Source organism: Pseudoalteromonas sp. MT33b (genome assembly GCF_014117385.1).
Taxonomy (GTDB): Bacteria; Pseudomonadota; Gammaproteobacteria; order Enterobacterales; family Alteromonadaceae; genus Pseudoalteromonas; species Pseudoalteromonas lipolytica.
This window is the reverse complement of sequence record NZ_CP059831.1, coordinates 389,167-409,147: the sequence shown is the minus strand read 5'-3', so window position 1 is coordinate 409,147 and position 19,981 is coordinate 389,167. Positions and strand designations below refer to the sequence as shown.

19 protein-coding genes, 1 tRNA gene and 1 riboswitch are annotated in these 19,981 nt (G+C 40.7%); of the genes, 6 read left to right on the top strand and 14 right to left on the bottom strand.

The genetic code is table 11. The annotated features are described in order from the left end of the window. Positions 1-16 precede the first annotated feature (16 nt). Positions 17-118: riboswitch (TPP riboswitch) on the bottom strand. An 85-nt stretch (positions 119-203) separates the two neighbouring features. Then, positions 204-608 (bottom strand): META domain-containing protein, encoded by a 405-nt coding sequence (locus H3302_RS01920; protein WP_075594334.1) that lies wholly within the window; start codon positions 606-608, stop codon positions 204-206. Positions 609-732: 124 nt separating this feature from the next. Then, complete coding sequence (locus H3302_RS01915) at positions 733-1,122, bottom strand: thioesterase family protein (protein WP_036971432.1); 390 nt, start codon at positions 1,120-1,122, stop codon at positions 733-735. Between the two features lie 151 nt (positions 1,123-1,273). On the opposite strand from H3302_RS01915, the gene H3302_RS01910 reads away from it, so the two are divergent. Continuing rightward, positions 1,274-3,373 carry a TonB-dependent receptor gene (locus tag H3302_RS01910; protein ID WP_182396090.1) on the top strand — a complete coding sequence of 700 codons (2,100 nt, stop codon included), beginning with the start codon at positions 1,274-1,276 and terminating at the stop codon, positions 3,371-3,373. 146 nt (positions 3,374-3,519) lie between these two features. Here H3302_RS01910 and epmA read toward each other — a convergent pair whose 3' ends face one another. Beyond that, entirely contained in the window at positions 3,520-4,494 is a 975-nt protein-coding gene (gene epmA / locus H3302_RS01905) for an elongation factor P--(R)-beta-lysine ligase (RefSeq protein ID WP_182396089.1), read from the bottom strand. A gap of 63 nt (positions 4,495-4,557) precedes the next feature. Next, complete coding sequence (gene efp, locus H3302_RS01900) at positions 4,558-5,124, bottom strand: elongation factor P (RefSeq protein WP_036971443.1); 567 nt, start codon at positions 5,122-5,124, stop codon at positions 4,558-4,560. Positions 5,125-5,165: 41 nt separating this feature from the next. Here efp and epmB point away from each other — a divergent pair, with 41 nt between their 5' ends. Continuing rightward, the gene (gene epmB / locus H3302_RS01895; RefSeq protein WP_036971447.1) at positions 5,166-6,179 is read left to right on the top strand and encodes an EF-P beta-lysylation protein EpmB; all 1,014 of its coding nucleotides are present in this window, start codon (positions 5,166-5,168) and stop codon (positions 6,177-6,179) included. 3 nt (positions 6,180-6,182) lie between these two features. Here epmB and H3302_RS01890 read toward each other — a convergent pair whose 3' ends face one another. Further along, positions 6,183-6,395: a hypothetical protein gene (locus tag H3302_RS01890; protein WP_054554124.1), complete on the bottom strand. Its 213-nt coding sequence runs from the start codon at positions 6,393-6,395 to the stop codon at positions 6,183-6,185. A gap of 72 nt (positions 6,396-6,467) precedes the next feature. On the opposite strand from H3302_RS01890, the gene H3302_RS01885 reads away from it, so the two are divergent. Beyond that, a complete protein-coding gene (locus tag H3302_RS01885; RefSeq protein ID WP_065978238.1) occupies positions 6,468-6,758 on the top strand; it encodes a prephenate dehydrogenase in 291 nt (96 codons plus the stop codon). 150 nt (positions 6,759-6,908) lie between these two features. Here the strand turns inward: H3302_RS01885 and H3302_RS01880 are convergent, their stop codons facing one another. Together H3302_RS01880 and H3302_RS01875 are read right to left on the bottom strand one after the other, a co-directional pair. Continuing rightward, on the bottom strand, positions 6,909-7,412 hold the full coding sequence (locus tag H3302_RS01880; protein ID WP_036971457.1) for a DUF3016 domain-containing protein: 504 nt from the start codon (positions 7,410-7,412) through the stop codon (positions 6,909-6,911). A 297-nt stretch (positions 7,413-7,709) separates the two neighbouring features. After that, a complete protein-coding gene (locus tag H3302_RS01875; RefSeq protein WP_036971460.1) occupies positions 7,710-8,213 on the bottom strand; it encodes a DUF3016 domain-containing protein in 504 nt (167 codons plus the stop codon). A gap of 231 nt (positions 8,214-8,444) precedes the next feature. On the opposite strand from H3302_RS01875, the gene galE reads away from it, so the two are divergent. Then, positions 8,445-9,458, top strand: a complete 1,014-nt coding sequence (gene galE, locus H3302_RS01870) for a UDP-glucose 4-epimerase GalE (protein ID WP_036971461.1) — start codon at positions 8,445-8,447, stop codon at positions 9,456-9,458. 442 nt (positions 9,459-9,900) lie between these two features. Here the strand turns inward: galE and H3302_RS01865 are convergent. Next, positions 9,901-9,977 (bottom strand) — tRNA-Ile (locus H3302_RS01865). A 273-nt stretch (positions 9,978-10,250) separates the two neighbouring features. Here H3302_RS01865 and hemN point away from each other — a divergent pair. Next, on the top strand, positions 10,251-11,624 hold the full coding sequence (gene hemN, locus H3302_RS01860; RefSeq protein ID WP_182396088.1) for an oxygen-independent coproporphyrinogen III oxidase: 1,374 nt from the start codon (positions 10,251-10,253) through the stop codon (positions 11,622-11,624). 62 nt (positions 11,625-11,686) lie between these two features. On the opposite strand, the gene H3302_RS01855 is transcribed toward hemN, so the two are convergent. The 3 genes from H3302_RS01855 to H3302_RS01845 all read right to left on the bottom strand — a co-directional run bounded on the left by H3302_RS01855 (position 11,687) and on the right by H3302_RS01845 (position 14,184). Beyond that, on the bottom strand, positions 11,687-12,202 hold the full coding sequence (locus H3302_RS01855; RefSeq protein WP_036971469.1) for a DUF2489 domain-containing protein: 516 nt from the start codon (positions 12,200-12,202) through the stop codon (positions 11,687-11,689). Then, positions 12,199-12,801, bottom strand: a complete 603-nt coding sequence (yihI, locus tag H3302_RS01850; RefSeq protein ID WP_036971473.1) for a Der GTPase-activating protein YihI — start codon at positions 12,799-12,801, stop codon at positions 12,199-12,201. The genes H3302_RS01855 and yihI overlap by 4 nt, the downstream gene beginning before the upstream one ends. A gap of 750 nt (positions 12,802-13,551) precedes the next feature. Next, on the bottom strand, positions 13,552-14,184 hold the full coding sequence (locus H3302_RS01845) for a cytochrome c (protein WP_036971475.1): 633 nt from the start codon (positions 14,182-14,184) through the stop codon (positions 13,552-13,554). 283 nt (positions 14,185-14,467) lie between these two features. Here H3302_RS01845 and yihA point away from each other — a divergent pair, with 283 nt between their 5' ends. Then, on the top strand, positions 14,468-15,127 hold the full coding sequence (gene yihA / locus H3302_RS01840; protein ID WP_065978240.1) for a ribosome biogenesis GTP-binding protein YihA/YsxC: 660 nt from the start codon (positions 14,468-14,470) through the stop codon (positions 15,125-15,127). Positions 15,128-15,131: 4 nt separating this feature from the next. Here the strand turns inward: yihA and H3302_RS01835 are convergent, their stop codons facing one another. The 3 genes from H3302_RS01835 to polA form a co-directional block, all read right to left on the bottom strand. Beyond that, positions 15,132-15,650, bottom strand: coding sequence for a DUF1285 domain-containing protein (locus tag H3302_RS01835; RefSeq protein WP_036971479.1), 519 nt, complete (start codon positions 15,648-15,650; stop codon positions 15,132-15,134). Next, positions 15,650-16,237, bottom strand: a complete 588-nt coding sequence (locus tag H3302_RS01830; protein ID WP_075594321.1) for a YceI family protein — start codon at positions 16,235-16,237, stop codon at positions 15,650-15,652. Before H3302_RS01830 ends, H3302_RS01835 begins: the two co-directional genes overlap by 1 nt. Before the next feature lie 527 nt (positions 16,238-16,764). Then, a complete protein-coding gene (gene polA / locus H3302_RS01825) occupies positions 16,765-19,500 on the bottom strand; it encodes a DNA polymerase I (RefSeq protein ID WP_075594320.1) in 2,736 nt (911 codons plus the stop codon). Positions 19,501-19,981 lie beyond the last annotated feature (481 nt).

The window sequence follows — 19,981 nt, the reverse complement described above, 5'->3', positions numbered from 1 at the left end:
TTTGGCGCACAAGCGCCCTATGAGGCAGCTTGTTCCCTACGCAGGTGTTAGCCTGATCAGGTTCACGGATCCCGCTTTCGCGATCTCAGCCTTATTAAAGGCACTCCGACAAGTATAAATTCGTTGTTTTATAAAAACGTAATCAGTGTACGTTAGTTAAAAATTCGCTGCAAGCGCTTTAGTTTTAATACTAATTCGCCTTATTAGGGAGCCGTATTAATGAAAGTAAAATGGTGCGCCCCTTGCAAAGTAAGCTGCTCGCCATTTAGCGAAATGACCGCGCCTTGTTTTAGCGTCGACAGCAGTTTCTTTTCAAGTTCATCAAGTTGATCACCGCACGATTTACGTGTCATACCTAGCTTTTTCACTGTTAAGGTATCTTCAACAAGCTGACCTTCACCAAAAAACTTGTTACATCCAGCAAACCCATTAACTTGCATCGCTTCAATAAAACGCATTGACGCTTTTTGCGATACGCTAATGGCTAACCCGTTAACTTTTGATAATTGCCACTGTGTATATTTTAATTGCTCACTGGTGACCTTCCCTGTCGATGAGCAGCCCATGCAAAATAGTACAAAAAGAATAGGCAAGGCTACTAACTTCATATTTTTTTACGACCAAAATTTCAATGCGATAATAATAACAACATTTAACGACTTTGATCGTTAAAAAAACATGTTTTATCTGTAAAAAAATGTTCTAAGCTAGCTCTTAATAGAACAACGGGCGTTATTTAAATAAGTTATCGACTTCTTCTGGTAAAAAAGGACGCCCTTTTTCATTGACAGAGGTGCCGATTACTAAGGCGCTTAGCATCACTTTATCATCATGTTTACGGTAAACGGTCTGCTTAAAAGCAAACTTTAAACGACTCACTCTCTGCGGCTCAACGGCCACATAAAACTCATCGCCCGGCACTAAAGATGCTTTGTAATCCATTTCACTGCGAAGCACCACTAGGTTAATTTTTTCTCGCGCAAGCTTTGCAAAGTCGACCCCTTTAGCATGTAGGAACTCATGGCGGGCATGCTCTAAGTAATTAAAGTAAACACTGTTATTAACAATTCCTTGCAGATCGCATTCATAGTCTCGCACTTTAAAGTCAACTTTAAAGGTCATAGTCGTATTCCTAATCAATTTACGTATAATTGCCTGCGTTTATATCATAAATACCTAAACAAGCTAAAGATTCACTTTTTTTAGGTATAAATACTCATTTGGCCAGTAGGCTTGCTAGAATAGCAGTCCCTAAAATGGAGTTAAGAACCGCATGAAACGACGTTTATCATTATTATCAGCTGCTATTTTGCCATTATTTGCAGCTTCATCGATTGCTTACGCTGAAGACACAGAGCTTGAAACTATTTTAGTTACGGGCGATTTCAAAAAAGAAAGTATTCAAACGTTAAGTGCTAGCGCAAGCCTTTTTTCAGACCATGAAATTAATCAGCGTGGAGCGAAATTTTTAGATGAAATGCTAGCCAGTGCAGCCAATGTAAACTTTACTTCGGGTGCATCACGCGGTCGTTTTGTGCAAATTCGTGGTGTGGGTTTACGCTCACAATTTGTTGATCCCATTAATCCATCTGTTGGCTTAGTGATTGACGGCATAAACTACTCTGGCCTAGGGGGAAGCTCACTGTTATTTGATATAGACCAAGTAGAAATATACCGTGGCCCACAGGGGACACGTTTTGGTGCAGATGCTTTAGCAGGCATGATTCAAATGGAATCAGCTGCGCCAACGCTCAATCCGAGTGTAAAAGTGCAACTCGGTGCAGGTAATTATAATAGCTACGAAGCAGGCATTGCAGCAGGTACAGGTATTACTGACGATACAAGCGTACGCGCAAGTCTTTATCAACGCGAGTCTGATGGCTATGTTGAAAATATATATTTAAATAAAGATACACAACAGCAAGATGAACTTGTTTCTCGCTTTAAACTGCACAGCCAACTTACAAATAACTTACGCACAGAACTAAGTGTGCATTATATCGATATTAATAATGGCTATGATGCTTTCACCCTTGATAACAGCCGCTTCAGTGTAGCTGATGAGCCTGGTGAAGATAATCAAGAAAGCATTGCGGTGGGTCTGGCAAATATTTATACCGGTTTTGATTGGTTTGATGTCAGTCTGAACGTATCTGGCATCGACAGCGAACTGTTATACAGCTATGACGAAGACTGGGTTTGTAACGATGAAACACAGCCACAATTGTGTGCAGCTGGCTTACATGAATGGGGCTACAGCTCAACAGACGCCTATTTACGAGACCGTAAAGACCATGCAGCAGAACTCCAATTTAACGGTAAATCTGGCGACTGGGTGGCGGGTATTTATTACCAAGGACGCGAAGTTGACTTAGAACGCCAATATACATGGTTGGCACACCCTTTTGCATCAAATTATGAAACAACTAACCTTGCAGCATATGGCCAGCTAACAACGCCTATTGGCCCTAAAACAACCTTAATCACAGGATTGCGTGTAGAACAATATAAAGGTGATTACATTGACAACAATGGTTTTATTGAAGAAACCGATGATGTGATGGTCGGTGGTAAACTTGCTCTTGAATATCAAGTCATTGACCGCACCATGATTTACACCAGTATTACTCGTGGCTACAAAGCTGGCGGTATTAACTCTGAGGCGTTAGCAAAAGCGAAAGATGAAGGCTTAAATCTTGACGCTGACTTTTTTGCTAACCACACCTCATTCGCCCCTGAATACCTTTGGAGTGGTGAGTTTGGTGTGAAAGGCAGCTCACTTGACGATAAATTCGTCCTGCGCTTGGCAGCATTTTACATGTACCGTGAAGATATGCAGTTGAAATCATGGCAAGTCGAAGGGCAAAAGTTCACGGGCTATATTGATAACGCAAGCTCTGGTGAAAACTACGGGTTAGAAATAGAAGGCAGCTACCAAGCAACCGAGAATTTATTACTCACAGGGAGTGCGGGCTATTTAAATACTGAAATTAATGACTTTGTAGCCCAATCAGGCCTTGATCAAGATGGCCGCGACCAAGCACAAGCACCGAAGTATCAATATGCATTTACGGCACGCTATAACTTTACCCCTGCACTTTATGCATCGATTGGTGTTGAAGGCAAAGATGATTATTACTTCTCAGATAGCCATAACTCAAAAGCACCGAGCTCTAACTTAGTGAACGCATCGTTAGGTTATGAAAGTGAAAACTGGAGCATCAATGCCTGGGCACGAAACTTATTTGATGAAGATGTACCAACCCGTGGTTTTGAGTTTGGTAACGACCCACTGGATGGTTACACCACTCACACATACACACAATTGGGCGAACCGATGGTGGCCGGTGTGACATTTATTTACGAACTGTAAGTCGTGAAGGCGCTGGTTTTAACCAGCGCTTATTATCACCTGATTTTCGCGGATGAATCTGCTTCTACATAACCATGTAACAAGGGGTTCAACTGCGAATATCACGACTCAATGAATTATTCGGTGTGAGTTAAAGGTTCCTGCATTTAAGCTCGTTCCACATCAAAGGTGATCACGTCTTTAATCTTTTGCTTGTTCGTTGCAAGCATAATTAAACGGTCAATCCCCAGCGCCACACCTGCACATTGTGGTAAGCCATGCTCAAGCGCTGCAATCAAGCGCGTATCCATCGGTACCTGTTTTAAACCATTTGCTTGGCGATATTGATTATCTTCATTAAAACGCGCGGCTTGCTCTTTACCATCGGTAAGTTCATTGAAACCGTTAGCCAACTCCATATTTTTGAAATACAGCTCAAAACGCCCAGCAACGCGATTGTCATGCTGACAAATTTGCGCAAGTGCCGCTTGCGAAGCTGGAAAATGGTAAACAAAACAAGGCTTTTCTTGGCCGATAGTTGGCTCAACCTTCATGCAAAATAACAGCTGCAACAACGTATCGCGATGCGTTTCATGCGCGGCAATATCAGCAAACCCTTGTTCGCTTGCTACGTGCTGTAACGTACTCATGTCAGCAGTTAATGGATCTATACCTAATGCATTTATAAACGCGTGTTGATAGGTTAAACGCTCAGCCGCGTCAACACCCAGTACAAGCTGCATAAGCTCGTCCATTTCATCCATAAGCGCAAATTCGTCGAAACCTGGGCGATACCATTCAAGCATGGTAAATTCAGGGTTATGATGACTGCCCGCTTCTTCGTTGCGATACGCTTTACACAATTGAAAGATAGCACCCGATCCTGCCGCCAATAATCGTTTCATCGCAAACTCAGGCGAGGTTTGTAAATATAACGGCAAACCACCTGCATGACCTGGGCCCACAAACTCGGTACTAAAACTGGCTAGGTGTACATCGGTAACACTGGCCGCACTAAGAGTCGGTGTTTCAACTTCCATCACCTCACGCTCATAGAAAAATTCGCGAATACGGCGAATGATCGCAGCTCGCTCGCGTAAAGTAGCTATATCAGCGCTTGGTTGCCAAACAGCAGTGGACATACAGTCTCCAAAAAAAATCCCAGCAGAAGCTGGGATTTTATCAATTAAACTTTTTAAAGCCTATTACTTAACGCGGCTTACGTACTCACCGCTGCGAGTATCAACTTTGATCACTTCGCCAATTTGTACAAATAGAGGAACGCGTACAACCGCACCCGTGCTTAATGTTGCTGGTTTACCGCCCGTACCGGCTGTGTCACCTTTAAGACCCGGATCCGTTTCTGTGATTTCTAGTTCAACAAAGTTCGGTGGAGTAACAGCAATTGGGTTACCGTTCCAAAGCGTGATAGTACATACATCGTTTTCAACTAACCATTTAGCATTGTCGCCTAGTGCTTTTTCGTCAGCCGCGATTTGCTCAAATGTTTCGTTGTTCATGAAATGCCAGAATTCACCGTCAGTGTATAGATACGCTAGATCGGTATCCATTACGTCAGCACCTTCTACCGTTTCACCCGACTTAAATGTTTTTTCTAGTACTTTACCTGTGATAAGTTTACGAATACGAACACGGTTAAACGCCTGACCTTTACCTGGCTTTACCATTTCATTTTCTAGGATGCTACAAGGCTCGCCGTCTAACATAATTTTTAGGCCGCCCTTGAACTCATTGGTGCTATAATTCGCCATCGTTTCCTCTGTCTAAATAATTTCGAGTAATCTACGTGTCAATGATACAAAGAAATGAAGTAAATTTGCATAAAAACTGGCAAAAAGAATTAGCAAATGTTGTCACCTGCCCTGAACGTTTGCTAGAAATGCTAGGTTTATCAAGTGTAGTAGACGAAAAAGACCTCCAAGCTCGTAGTCTTTTTCCTGTACGTGTGCCTCTGCCTTTTATCAAAAAAATGCGTTTTGGTGATATAAACGATCCACTTTTGCTACAAGTGATGCCACGTCACCAAGAATTTTTAGCGCAAACAGGCTACGATAAAGACCCGTTAAAAGAGCAAGATAATAACCAACCGGGGTTATTACATAAGTACCGCTCTCGTGTTTTGGTCATGTTTAAAACCGGCTGTGCCGTGAATTGCCGCTATTGTTTTAGACGCCATTTTCCGTATCAAGAAAACCAATTAAATAAACGCAGCTTAATTGACGCTTTAGCCTACATAAAAGCCGATAAAAATATCAATGAGGTCATTTTAAGTGGTGGCGACCCATTAATGGCCAAAGATGATGCTGTTAACTGGTTTATGGATGAACTTGAACAATTACCACAAATAAAACGTTTGCGTATTCATAGTCGTTTGCCAGTGGTGATCCCAGCAAGAATTACCGATGAGCTGTGTGCGCGATTTGCAAGTTCGCCTTTAAAAGTGGTGTTAGTGAATCACATTAATCACGCGAACGAAATTGATGCTGACTTTAAAGCTGCGATGCAAAAATTAAAAGCTGCTAACGTCACGTTATTAAACCAAGCTGTATTATTAAAGGATGTTAACGACTCGAGCCATGCTCAAATAGCCTTGAGTGAAGCATTGTTCGAGGCTGATATCTTACCCTACTACCTACATTTACTTGATAAAGTAGAAGGTGCGAGTCATTTTGATATTACTGAGCAGCGCGCACGCGAAATAGTGGCACACATGCTCGAAGCATTGCCAGGGTTTTTAGTACCCAAACTAGTTCGTGAGATCGGCGGCGAGAAAAGTAAAACGCCTATCGATCTCAACCTGGTTTAATGCTTAAACGTAAACGTTTACGTTATTACCGAGTGTCGCAGTCACCGATTTAGCGGGTGTCTGTGCAGCGCTTGTGTTCATCGCTGCGCCTTCGATAAGTGCAAGTGCCGCAGCACCATCAGCTTTTTGCTGTTTTTTAGCAAGTGATGCGCTGTAAACTTCAGCGCTTTCGCCGCCGCCACTCATCGCCGGTAAGCTTGATCCTGATATATTCATAGTTCACTACCTGACTTTTTATTACAATCCACGTACTATATCGGCATTGCAGTCTAAAGCTTTAGGAAAAAAATGGATTCAATCATTGAACAGCTCAATGCTAACTTAAAAATCGTTTACCGTCAGGCACTTGATGCTGATAAAAAATTAGATGACTTACAGCAGCAAGGGCATGGCAAGTTCAAAGCCTTATTTGCAAAAGATGCCGGCTTTGATTTTGAAGCAAAACGCTTTAAGCCATATGTACTCGACGTTGCAGCCGATGTTGAGAGCCTAAGTAATGATGGCTTAGATGAAGAAAAGCTGAAAAAAACCGTTATTAAACTTCAACAGTTATTACAGCTGTTAGCGACGTTTAAGTAAGCAAATAATTGTAATCGATTAGTTTTAGCTATTTAGCCCTAAAGAGTTATAACTTTTTAGGGCTGTCTATCATCCTAAACATTTTTAAATCTGGTGCAAAAAGCAAGCATTCATAAACACAGTTATAGCGTATTTAACCACACTTTAGACTTATTCACTTAGATTCAAATTAGGCTGTAAATCATCTTCAAACCAGTCTGTAATTAAGCGCTTATCATAATAATAAGCTTCATCACGACCCATTTTGATACGATCCATAAACCGCATATCTTTTAATTTTACATCGTTAGCTTCACTAATAATGTTGCCAGCTTTGTCAGAAACGAAATAATTAAAATCTATGCGTGGAAAATAAATTGATTTAAGTACACGAAACTCATTCACTGTACCTAAATGAACATTACCAGCCAAGTCTAGCTCTGTTACTTCAACATTAAGAATATAGTCTTTAGGAAGTTCTTCCGCTAATTTATTAAAGTGTTTCTCAAAATGCGCAGCAACATCTTGATAATACTGTTCTTTAGGTAACTTATTTCCTGGGCGAACGTCACTATACTTATCGAAGCTATGCCATTTTACTTGCGCCTCACCTGAATAAGCGAACATAGGTAGAAACAAACCCATGGCTAAAAATATTTTATTTATCTTATACATCCTGTTTTCCTTTTGTATTTTATTTTCATCAATGAACACAACTGTGCAGTTATGAAACAGCACTTCCATTAAACTAGTATTTCAATTAATACAACGATAAATATGGTTTAAAAAACAAACAAAATCAAGACTAAACGCTTTCCATCGTTATTCACTTTTCTGTATCAGTTAAAATTTGCAGGTATAATAAAACCTAAGCAGATAGCTAGAGCTGGGCTAACACAAAACTCGTATTACAATTAAATGTCTTGATTTAAAAAAAGCGCTTCAAAAAAGCGCTTTTTTATATACTCATGTTTACTCTGATAAATTTAGTGTAGGTACTAACTCATTTTCAAACCAATCAGTGATTAATCGCTTATCATGATAATACGCTTCATCGCGACCCATTTTAATGCGATCCATAAAGCCCATATCTTTGAGTTTTACATCACTCGCTTCGCTAACCACCTTGCCGTCTTTATCTGTAACTGAGTAATTAAAATCAATACGCGGAAAATAAATAGGTTTAATGATTCGAAGTTCATTGATACCACCAAACTGGACATCTCCCGCTAAATCAAGGTCAGTTACCTCAACATTAAAAGTGTATCCTTCAGGAAGCTGCTCAGCTAATTTATTAAAATGTTTCTCAAAGTTTTTCGCTACATTTTTATGAAACGCCCCTTTCGGTGAGTTATTTCCTGGGCGCACATCTCTGTAGTCATTAAAATCATGCCACTTTACTTTTGCTTCACCTGCATGAGCAAAAGCAGGTAGAACAACAACCATAGCCAAGGCAATTTTTTTTACTGTATTCATCTTTCTCTCCACGTTACAGGTTGAGCCAATAGTTAAAAAACTAGCAGTAGAGAATTAACTATAGCTTAATACTCCCTCACTTTCGTGTTACTAATATGGTACAAAATGTAACCAAAAACAAGCTACCCCGCTTTTGCTTAATTTCCAAAAATAACAATTTATTTATGAAATTTTACACGGAATATGATGAAATAAGACTAATTCAACCTGGTATTAGTTCATGGAAAATTTATGACCATTTTAGTCACCGGCGGAGCCGGATACATCGGTTCTCACACCGTTTTAGAGTTATTACAGCAAGGCACAGAGGTTGTTGTGCTTGATAACTTAAGCAATTCATCAAATGAGTCGTTGACTCGCGTAAAGCAAATCACAGGTAAAGACGTTACTTTTTATGAAGGCGATATTCTTGATAGAGATTGCCTAGATAACATTTTCCGTGAACATACGATCGATAGCGTCATTCACTTTGCAGGCTTAAAAGCGGTTGGTGAATCGGTTATTAAACCTATTGAGTACTACCAAAACAACGTACAAGGCACGTTAACACTCGTTGATGCAATGCGCGATGCAGGTGTTTTCAAGTTAGTATTTAGCTCCTCTGCTACAGTGTATGGTGACCCAGCCAGCTTGCCTATTCGCGAAGACTTCCCCGTTGGTGGCACAACGAACCCTTATGGCACCTCTAAATTAATGGTAGAGATGATGCTGCAAGATATCGCCAAATCAGACGAGCGCTTTGCATTTGTTATTTTACGTTACTTTAACCCTGTAGGGGCTCACGAATCAGGCTTAATTGGCGAAGACCCGAATGGTATTCCAAATAACTTACTGCCTTATATTTCACAAGTAGCCGTTGGTAAGTTAGAAAAGCTGGGTGTTTTTGGTGATGACTACGACACTGTTGATGGCACAGGTGTGCGCGATTACATCCACGTTGTCGATTTAGCACTTGGCCATTTAAAAGCACTCAACCGCATTAAAAACGATACTGGTGCTCATGTATTTAACCTTGGCACAGGGAATGGTTATTCAGTGCTGCAAATGGTCACAGCCTTTGAAAAAGCCAGTGGTCAGGCTGTGCCCTATCAAATCTCACCTCGTCGAGCAGGTGACATTGCAGCGTGTTACGCAGCCCCAGAGAAAGCGCTTAACGAATTAGGTTGGCGAGCCGAGCGTGGCATCGATGAAATGATGCAAGATACGTGGCGTTGGCAAAGCAACAACCCTAATGGTTACAAATAAGTAAAGTGACTTAATCATACATGTTCAAAAAGCCGATGTTACACATCGGCTTTTTGTATCCACACGCTTAATTAAATAATCTATTTTGAGACAAGGAAGATACATCAATAACAAGGCTGTATTTTATTTAGTTGAGTTAGGTCATTTTTCCTTTATCACCCACGTTCCGAATCCATACACTCGTAAATGAGAAACTTCAAACACCCTCAAGGTCGGGGTTAGTCCTTAAAATTAACTAGGTATTATTGCGAGTAGGTGTTAGCTCAATAAGTCATTGTATCTATTAGTTTATATTATAAAAACAATGACGACACTTTCCCAAGAGAGTATGTAAATTATTATTTTTTAATTGAAGAAAAATTTGATGTATCAAAATAAGAGTGGAACAGCTTCGTATAGAATAGCTATCACGCATTGATTTTAAATAACTTGAAAAAGAAAATGGTGGCCCCTCCCAGACTTGAACTGGGGACCTAACGATTATGAGTCGTGTGCTCTAACCAACTGAGCTAAGGGGCCATTGTATTAGCCGAAGCTAATTTTTTGTGATGCGTTTAGGATGTTAAGTCTCTAAAGCGGGTTGCAGTATAAAAACTTTTTTTAACCTTGTCACTAGCAAAACTCTTTATTTTAACAATCAGTAAACTAACTGCTCAAATAGTAAACTTTTCGGTTTTTCAGTTACCTTAAAGCATGCCACTTAGTTTGTAGCCTCCGACATTGTTCTAGATCAAATAGCAAAATGCCTAAACTCGCTAAAATGGCCTCTTAATCAATTGCGGAGTGCTGACTGTGATAAATTTACCTAGCTGGGATCAATCTCTGATCAACAAGTACAATATTTCTGGACCACGATATACCTCTTACCCGACGGCATTGTCTCTTGTTGATGGTTACAACCAACAAAGTATGATTGACGCGATTACGGCATCTAAAAGCCGCTCTTTGTCGCTGTATATCCATATCCCTTTTTGCAGCCAGCTTTGTTATTACTGTGGCTGTAATAAGGTTATTACACGTCACCAATCAAAAGCGGATATCTATTTAGATAACTTGGCAATTGAAATTGCTGAACAAGCCACCTTATTTGCTGATTACCATGTTGAACAACTTCATTTAGGCGGCGGAACCCCTACCTTTTTATCTGCGCAGCAAATGAGCCGTTTAATGGCTTTAGTTGAACACCATTTTAATTTTGCCGATGACGCTGAGCGCGGTATCGAAATTGATCCACGTTCGCTGGCGGATGGCATGCTTCCGCACTTGCGCCAACTTGGTTTTAATCGCGTATCGTTTGGTATCCAAGATTTTAACGACGAAGTGCAGCTTGCGGTTAATCGCCCGCAGAGTGTGGACTCTGTAAAAGGTTTAATTAGTGAAGCACGTGAGCTTGGCTTTAAATCAATAAACGCCGACATGATTTATGGCTTACCGCTACAAACGCCTGAGAGCTTTAAAGAAACGATTGTTCAACTTATAGCATTGAATCCTGACCGCGTATCGGTATTTAATTATGCACACTTACCAGAACGATTTGCGGCTCAGCGGAAAATTAAGGATGCGGATTTACCTTCTGCGGGCGATAAGCTCACGATGTTTAAAAATACGCTAGAACAAATGTTAGCGGCTGGCTATCAATTTATTGGTATGGACCACTTTGCTCGTAAGGATAATGAACTCGCTATTGCGCAAAATGAGGGCAAATTACATCGCAATTTTCAAGGCTATACCACGCATGGTCAATGTGATTTACTTGGTTTAGGCGTATCGTCTATTTCGCAGATTGGTAATGCTATTTTACAGAATGAAAAAGAACTGAAGCATTATTACAAAGCAGTTCAAGAAAACGCTGGTAGTGCGTTGTGTAAAGGCATTATGCTCACCGATGATGACATTTTACGTGCCGCGGTTATTAAGCAGTTAATTTGTCAGTTTGAACTTGATATGCCGGCTGTTGAACAGCAATTTAATATCGACTTTAACGAGTATTTTAGTGATGCATTACATGCTCTTGCCCCCCTACTTGCTGATGGCTTAGTAAAAGTAAGCGACAATAAAATTATGGTTACAGCGAGAGGCAATTTGTTTATTCGTATTATTTGTATGTGCTTTGATGCGCACTTACAACAACAAATCAAACAAACACGTTTTTCGCGGGTTATTTGATATATCAATCATGCTCATACAAAAAAGCAGAGCTTCAGGGCTCTGCTTTTTTATGATGAAAGCTAGTTAAATACGACGTTTTCACTGCCTGGCGCGGCTTTAAACTCGTCTATTAACTTAACACAGTCCGCTTTAATTTCATCGCTGTGTTGCTCTTCAGCACGCCAACGCGTGGAATCCATCTTGAAGACCTCTTTTTTTGAGTACTTCTTACGTGCATCATGCGTTGGCATGTCTTTTACGACATTGTACATTTTATAAATGCCAGGGTAGCGTTCGCGTAAATCAAACTCTTCTGCGAAACTGTATTGAGAAATAAGAACCCAAATACGTAAGCAACCTTCTGAAAATTCACACTGCTCTTCATTCATTGCACGCGCAATTAAATGAATGCTGTCCGCTAACTTAGCATTTCGAGTCGCTTTTGACGCGGCAAGCTTTTGCTCATGCTCAGCTTGTTTTTTTGCGATAAGCTTATTTTGAGCATTTACCTTGTATAGTAATTGCCCTGCATAAAAAGCCAGTCCTGCGATAATTGCCGCCCCAATAACAATGGCAATAATCAAGGTTGTGCTCATCTATCATCCTCATCTTCGTCATCGTACCATTCATTTGCTAAGTCATCAGATAGGTACTTATCGAAATCAGAGCCGCCTTCAACATCAAAGTCATCTTCAAAGTCGTCTTCGTAGTCATCATCTTCGTCTTCGATTCCTAGCAGCTCACACAATGCTTGGTGACGAGCGATACGGCTATTGAAGTACTTCGCATCTTTGCCAGTCAATAACTCGCCACGCTCATGGCGTTCAACCAACTTTAATAAACGCTCATCATTTTCTAACGCTTCAAGCTCTTGCTCTGGTGTTAGCTCTGGCTCTGACACTTTTTTCAATTCAACCATTGGTTGTAAATTACGTTTCATTTCGACTTTAGGATCAGCCTTGACCGCCACTAATGAAACCGGTTTTTTACTACCAACACGCTTATCTTGCGATTGATTGTTTGTAGCAGCTTTATCACCCTTTTGAGCATCTGGCGCATTACGTGAACCAGGCTTAGCCCCTTTGGTTTTCTTAACTCGCTGCTCTTTTAGTGCGCGCATCTCTCTAAGCTTTTCCTTACTTAGACGTACTGGACCATTTGATGGAATTTTACGCGACTTTTTCTTTCTACTCATATATTGATCATCTCACTTAAGAGGTTGTGCACAACACCTTAATGGCATTGTAATGCTGGCATAACCAGAAGAATTCGGTGTGCGGATGAGGTTGGTCAACTTGACGAACTGCGCACTTTTCATACTTATAGTACAAACGGTGGCTATTGTAACAGGACAAATAAAAAGGCGGTAGAGAAAACATCTCTACCGCCTACTAATCTGAGCGCCAATTAACTGGACACTTCTCCCTTCGACTTTTTAGTCTTTATTATTTTTATTATTATTGTTTTTCCATTTTGTTGTTATTTTTACCTTCCATGTAGCATTCCATTTTGTTTTTATTATTAAACTTCCATGAGCTTTTATTATTCTCGGTCAATCCTGACACTTTTTTGTTATTTCCTTTAGGACACTAATCAGTGTCTTCCCCTAAAGATTTGCCGCAGTCACTTTCCTTATTACATTGTCCATGTTGTTTTGCTGTCTCAGCGACAGTGGTTAATTTACCCATTAATAATTTTGTTACAACTAATTTATATAATTTTTCTTACAACGAAGAGTTTGTAACAATACCATCTTAAATAATAACAAAGACTTACATAAAATGAAGAAATAAAAATAAGACTTAGCTTACAGTTGGATATAGTCAATGTCTCACAAGAAAGTAGGAAATTACGGCATGCTGCAAATGTAAAAAAAGCAGCTTGCGCTGCTTTTTTGTAAACTGAATAAATTATAATGCTAGTAATTTAAGCTAGCAATCAGACTTTAGTGTAAGCCACCTAAGTATTTTGAAAGTACTTCGATGTCTTTGTCTGTTAGCTTTTTAGCAATGTCTTGCATCATGCCATTTAAGTCGTTATTGCGCGTACCATCACGAAACTTTTCAAGTTGCGACTTAATGTATTCAGGATGCTGAAACGAAACTTTAGGGAATTTAGCAAGCGATGTGCCGTTACCACGCGGACCGTGACACGCTGCACAAGCTGGGATTCCACGCTCTGCATCACCGGCTTTATAAAGCTGTTGACCAACTTCAACAACATCTTTAGGTGTTACACCCTCAGACATGTTTAATGAAGAGAAGTAAGCTGCTAGGTCTTTCATATCTTGATCGCTAAGCGGCATAGCCATACCACTCATTACAGGGTCCATACGGCCCTCTTTGCCACCCGATGTCATACCTAGTTTAAACTCTTGTAGTTGTTTATAGATATAATCTGCGTGTTGACCTGCAATCTTAGGGTAGATATTAACCGGCGCATTACCGTCTGGGCCGTGACAGGCCGCACACGTTGCCGATTTTTCTTTACCTGCGTTTACATCGCCATCAAATGCTGTTGCGTTGCTTGCTGACAACGCACCAAGCAATATAGTTAAAGATAGTGCTATTTTTTTCATGGTGAATTCTCTGTTTCCGACCCTGTATCATCTACAATATGGATGTTGTGATTTCTATATTCTACACGATAATAAATTCTCTGGCACGTTTTCTGCCCACATTAAGCTTATAATTTATAGGGATTTGACTTAGATTAAGTTTCTACCTAGCAATTTTCCTTGTTCAAAGCCAAGTTAGCACGCTTAAATACGCTTTTGAATGCTGCTTTAATAGTATAAAATACGTGCCTTGAGTGGTTTTCGACCACTGACTGTTATTATTTATAAAAGATTAGGAGAGCCTGTGCTCAAATCTCGTATCAAATACAATACTGCGTCCTTTGTTACCAGCGCACCTGATATCTCTCGTTTACCTGCTGATACGGGGATTGAAGTCGCGTTCGCCGGTCGTTCAAACGCCGGTAAATCAAGTGCTCTTAACACCTTAACAGACCAAAAGTTAGCACGTACCTCAAAAACACCTGGTCGTACGCAACTTATAAACACCTTTGAGCTCGATGCCGACAAGCGCCTAATCGATTTACCGGGGTACGGTTTTGCGAAAGTCCCCATTGAAATGAAAAAGAAATGGCAAAAATCATTAGGTGAATATTTACAAAAACGCCAAAGCCTTAAAGGCATTGTTGTGTTAATGGATATTCGTCACCCACTTAAAGATTTAGACCGCGACTTAATCGACTGGGCGGTCGGGAGTGAAATTCCGGTTCTTGCGTTACTCACTAAAGCCGACAAACTAAAGCAAGGTGCACGCAAAGCACAAGTTTTACAAGTTCGTCGTGAACTAAGCAGCTTAGAGGGCGATATTACAGTTCATGCCTTTTCATCATTGAAAGGGACAGGCTTACCTGAAGTTGCTAAAAAGCTAGACGAATGGTTCTTAGGGCCTATTGAAATGCAAGAAGCAGAGTCTGAATCAGAATCAGATCAACAACCAGACGCTTAAGTTATTAAGCCAAGTAGTAGTGCTTGGATAATGACTCAATGAAATAGCCATCCTCATCAGAGCTGGCTATTTCAGCCCACTGATAATACACATTCCTCGATACTCTGGCAGCCAGTCCATGCGGCAATTTAAGGTATGGTACCGTCACGTTTTCAAATTCACGCAGTTGCAGTGGCTGACACGCAGTGACTAACCAAGTGCGCTGTAAATTATCAATACAACACAACGCGTTGCCTTGCTCTGTTTCTTCAAAGCGCCAATCTACGATAATAAAAGGCACATCGGCCACGGTGATAGCCATTTTCTCGACAGGCGTTTTTAGATAATAGCTGTCTGCTTCTTTGCAAAGAACAGAGGCAAACAGCTTAACCATCGCTTCTCGTTTTATTTCACTGCCCGCGTAGAACCACACGCCATGCACATCAATGCTAATTGGCAACTGACCACAATGGGTCGGTTGCCACTTATCAAATGGTTTGTCTGGCTGTGCAAGTGCGGTTTCTAGCTCAGCAAGTGACTGCATTACTTTTCTTTATCAAGAGTCAGTGAAAATGTAACCGGAACGGCAGTAGCAATTGACGGTAAACCAGCCAGTTTTTGTAATTCAGCAATACCTTCAGTCACTTTAAAATCAGCAGCATTAATAATCACGGGCGTAAACGATGACACAGTTACATCACCCGTTGGCGACATATTAGCAAGTACATCAAGTGTTAGTTCTTTTTTATTACCATGAAAATCAAGTTCAGCTTTAAGACCTTTTAATACATGCTGCCCAGGCACGAGCTTTGATAAAGCTTGGCTTAAATCAGCTGTTAATACGGCATTAGGAAACTGGGCTGTTTCAAACAGGAGCTTAGTCATGCGCTCGTTACGGATGGGGATCAGCGTTTCAACAGACGTCAGGTCGATCATTAACTTAAATTGACCTTGCTCGTTTAAGGTTCCTGATACGTTTTTAAAATGATGAGCTTCAGCGATTGCGTTTTTCTTTATTGAAACAAAGCTTACATTGCTTTGTTCATTATTAACTTGCCAATTAGCACTCGCCAATGGGGCAACAAATAAACTTGATAATGATAAGGCTGTAATAGCCAAAGATTTAAACATAACGCATTCCTTCGAAAGTAATTAAGAATCACTTTGATGGTATCACCTGCGCTAATTTGTGCAATGAATTGTATGATAAGAACAAGAAAAAACGGCTCACTCAATAAAGAGTGAGCCGGTATAGCAAACTGGGGAGAAGCTATCAATACGTTGCATCTTTTCAGATGCATCATCAACAGGATGTCCTACAGGATGAGGACGGCGCGGACTTTAGCAAATACCCACCTAAAAATAAATTAAATATGCAGCAAAAGACCATTAATTGATAAACATATAACGAAACTCTAAAACTGTCTTTTCTTGTTAACCTTAAGTTTACAAAAAAAGTGATCGTTCAACTGGCATAAGAGGTCATTTTTAATGGATCACACGCTCACTCTGTATGATCAAAATAACTGTGTGGTGAAGATTCAAAGTGCTCGTTTTACGTTTTGGCGGGTTAAAACATGGGCGGTATTAATGTGCAGGTTATCCTCATTGCCGAATACCCAGCATTAAGCAAGATATTCGGCATAAAATCAGCAAAACTAGTGAGCTTGCTGCCAGTTATCCCCACTGTCTGCTTCAACAATAAGGGGGACATCAAGGGTCGCAGCTTCTGACATCAGCTTACAGATTTCAGCTTTGAACTCATCAACACACTCTTCTTTAATTTCAAACACTAATTCATCGTGTACTTGCATAAGTAGCTTCACTGCGCCTTCGGCTTGGGCATTTACCCACTGATGCACTTTAAGCATTGCTTTTTTAATAATATCGGCGGCAGTGCCTTGCATTGGCGCGTTAATAGCAGCACGTTCTGCCGCTTTACGTCGTGCGCCATTACGCGCATTGATCTCTGGTAAATGTAAGCGTCGACCAAAAATGGTTTCTACATACCCTTTATCCGCCGCTTTTTGACGCGTCGTTTCCATGTATTCAAGTACACCTGGGAAACGCTCAAAGTACTTATCAATATAGTGCTGTGCTTCGTGGCGAGGCACATCTAATTGACGAGATAAACCAAATGCCGACATACCGTAAATTAAGCCAAAATTGACAGCTTTCGCTTTACGACGCATATCGCTGGTGACGTCCTCCAGACTAACACCAAAGACCTCTGCCGCTGTTGCACTGTGTACGTCTAAGCCATTGGCAAAGGCGGTCAGTAAGCCTTTATCTTGCGATAAATGCGCCATAATACGTAATTCAATTTGGCTGTAATCGGCAGCCACAATTTTATGGCCCGCAGCCGCAATAAATGCTTCACGGATACGACGCCCTTCTTCCGAGCGGATCGGAATATTTTGTAAATTAGGATCTGTTGAACTTAAACGCCCTGTTGCCGTTACCGCTTGATGATACGAGGTATGTACGCGTTTGGTACGCTCATTCACCATTAATGGCAGCTTATCTGTGTAAGTTGATTTCAACTTTGATAAACCACGATGCTCAATGATTACTTTAGGTAAAGGATAATCATGCGCCAGCTCTTGCAATACTTCTTCTGCTGTAGATGGCGCACCTTTTGGCGTTTTTTTAATTACTGGCAGTTCAAGCTTCTCAAATAAAATTGCTTGTAGTTGTTTAGGTGAGCCTAAGTTAAACTTTTCACCCGCCATGTCATATGCTTCTTGTTCAAGCTCGAGTAAACGTTCACCCAATCGCTGGCTATGGGCAGCTAACATGGTACTGTCAATCGCGACACCAGTACGCTCAATATCTGAAAGTACAGAGACAAGCGGTAACTCAATCTCTTCAAATACTGATTTAAGTTGGCTATCAGCTTCAATCTTCGGCCACAACACCTCGTGTAAGCGTAATGTAATATCAGCATCTTCAGCAGCATATGGCGCTGCTTTTTCAAGTTCAATTTGATTAAAAGTCAGCTGCTTTTTGCCTTTTCCAGCAATCTCTTCAAAACTGATATTTTTATGCCCTAGGTATTTAAGTGCTAACGAGTCCATATCATGACGACTGCCCACACTATTAAATACATACGACTCCAACATCGTGTCGTATTTTATACCGTTTAATTCAAACCCAGCATTAGCCAGTACACTTTTATCGTATTTTAGGTTTTGCCCCACTTTCGCTTTGCGCTCGTCGGCTAAAATTGGGCCAATTTTTGCCATTACCGTGTCGAGTGTTAATTGTTCTGGCGCATCGGGATAATCGTGAGCAACCGGAATATACGCCGCTTCGCCGGCCTTAACCGCAAAGCTCATACCAACTAATTGTGCCTGCATGTAATCAAGGCTGGTTGTTTCGGTATCAAAGGCAAATAACTCAGCCTCATTTAACTGCTTAACTAGCGTATCAAGTTGTTGCTCAGTAAGAATGGTTTCGTAATGAGCATCACTCACTTGTGGCAATTCATTTTCTTCGGTTGGTACATCTAAATGTGTATCTGCGTCTTTCGGGTTATCGAGTAATTCAGCTAACCAGCGACGGAACTCGCACTCACCGTATAAAGCAATTAACTCATCTCGATTAGGCTCTTGTAACTTGAAGCTTTCTAGGTCAGATTCAACCTCTACATCACATTTTATCGTTGCCAGTTCGTAACTCAGTGGTAAATGATCAAGCGCAGCTGCCAGCTTTTCGCCTATTTTGCCTTTGATCTCACCGGCATGATCGATTACGCCTTGTAACGAGCCATACTTTTGTAACCATTTCACCGCAGTTTTAGGGCCGCAACCATCAACGCCAGGAATGTTATCAACCTTGTCGCCCATCAGCGCTAAGTAGTCGATGATCAATTCAGGGCCTACACCAAACTTTTCAACCACCGTGTCAGGGTCTGAAATACTATCGGTCATGGTGTTAATAAGTGTGACGTGCTCATTCACAAGCTGCGCCATATCTTTATCACCTGTAGAGATCAACACATGGCGTTGTTGCTCAGAAGCAATGCGTGCAAATGTACCAATAACATCGTCAGCCTCGACCCCTTCAATACTAATAAGCGGAAAACCCATCGCCTTAATAATATTATGAAGTGGTGCTATTTGTGTGCGTAAGTCATCCGGCATAGGTGGACGATTCGCTTTATATTCACTGTACATATCATTTCTAAAGGTTTTACCTTTGGCATCAAACACCACCACCATATGCGACGGATCATATTGTCTGATTAGACTCTTAAGCATATTAACGACGCCATAAATAGCCCCTGTAGCCTCTCCTTTCGAGTTTGTTAGGTGAGGAGGTGAATGATATGCGCGGAATAAATAGGAAGAACCATCAACAAGAATAAGTGGATTTTCAGGGATCTGAGCCATGGTGAAATTGGATCCTAAATGAATAACAATAAATTGATTGTAAGCATGCCATAAGGCTATGAAGAAAACGACTGTGAATTATTGAGCAGTAACACATTCATAAATAGCAAGCTGTGGATAACTTTGTAGATAAAACCCACGAGCAATTCTCCCAAAATGTAAAAACATTTAGGAATTTTCTGTAAGCACATGTTTTGATTTAAAAAAGATAATACGAGGTTCTTTTTTTATTATTTTTATCCGATGTGGAAAACGGTTTTAGCTACTCATGTCCATTGCTTGCTTAACGATGAATAAATATCCCTTTTCATAACCGGAGGAGTATTCTAGCACAATGGATCAAAGATCATAGCGATCCTTTATACTTTTTTGTACGTTTGTATTTTATAAAAAGGCATAAACAGCAATTTACCAAGCGTCTCGAGCAGTCGACCCAGAAAACTTTTTTATTTTGTCGACTGACACGCATAATTGATACACT

What these genes read in the sequence shown, in the direction of transcription:
- H3302_RS01890 (WP_054554124.1), bottom strand. Translation starts at nt 6,395, where the DNA reads ATGAATATATCAGGATCAAGCTTACCGGCGATGAGTGGCGGCGGCGAA.
- H3302_RS01915 (WP_036971432.1), bottom strand. Translation starts at nt 1,122, where the DNA reads ATGACCTTTAAAGTTGACTTTAAAGTGCGAGACTATGAATGCGATCTG.
- H3302_RS01855 (WP_036971469.1), bottom strand. Translation starts at nt 12,202, where the DNA reads ATGAGCACAACCTTGATTATTGCCATTGTTATTGGGGCGGCAATTATC.
- efp (WP_036971443.1), bottom strand. Translation starts at nt 5,124, where the DNA reads ATGGCGAATTATAGCACCAATGAGTTCAAGGGCGGCCTAAAAATTATG.
- H3302_RS01880 (WP_036971457.1), bottom strand. Translation starts at nt 7,412, where the DNA reads ATGTATAAGATAAATAAAATATTTTTAGCCATGGGTTTGTTTCTACCT.
- H3302_RS01845 (WP_036971475.1), bottom strand. Translation starts at nt 14,184, where the DNA reads ATGAAAAAAATAGCACTATCTTTAACTATATTGCTTGGTGCGTTGTCA.
- H3302_RS01835 (WP_036971479.1), bottom strand. Translation starts at nt 15,650, where the DNA reads ATGCAGTCACTTGCTGAGCTAGAAACCGCACTTGCACAGCCAGACAAA.
- polA (WP_075594320.1), bottom strand. Translation starts at nt 19,500, where the DNA reads ATGGCTCAGATCCCTGAAAATCCACTTATTCTTGTTGATGGTTCTTCC.
- galE (WP_036971461.1), top strand. Translation starts at nt 8,445, where the DNA reads ATGACCATTTTAGTCACCGGCGGAGCCGGATACATCGGTTCTCACACC.
- H3302_RS01910 (WP_182396090.1), top strand. Translation starts at nt 1,274, where the DNA reads ATGAAACGACGTTTATCATTATTATCAGCTGCTATTTTGCCATTATTT.
- H3302_RS01830 (WP_075594321.1), bottom strand. Translation starts at nt 16,237, where the DNA reads ATGTTTAAATCTTTGGCTATTACAGCCTTATCATTATCAAGTTTATTT.
- H3302_RS01885 (WP_065978238.1), top strand. Translation starts at nt 6,468, where the DNA reads ATGGATTCAATCATTGAACAGCTCAATGCTAACTTAAAAATCGTTTAC.
- H3302_RS01920 (WP_075594334.1), bottom strand. Translation starts at nt 608, where the DNA reads ATGAAGTTAGTAGCCTTGCCTATTCTTTTTGTACTATTTTGCATGGGC.
- epmB (WP_036971447.1), top strand. Translation starts at nt 5,166, where the DNA reads ATGATACAAAGAAATGAAGTAAATTTGCATAAAAACTGGCAAAAAGAA.
- H3302_RS01875 (WP_036971460.1), bottom strand. Translation starts at nt 8,213, where the DNA reads ATGAATACAGTAAAAAAAATTGCCTTGGCTATGGTTGTTGTTCTACCT.
- yihI (WP_036971473.1), bottom strand. Translation starts at nt 12,801, where the DNA reads ATGAGTAGAAAGAAAAAGTCGCGTAAAATTCCATCAAATGGTCCAGTA.
- epmA (WP_182396089.1), bottom strand. Translation starts at nt 4,494, where the DNA reads ATGTCCACTGCTGTTTGGCAACCAAGCGCTGATATAGCTACTTTACGC.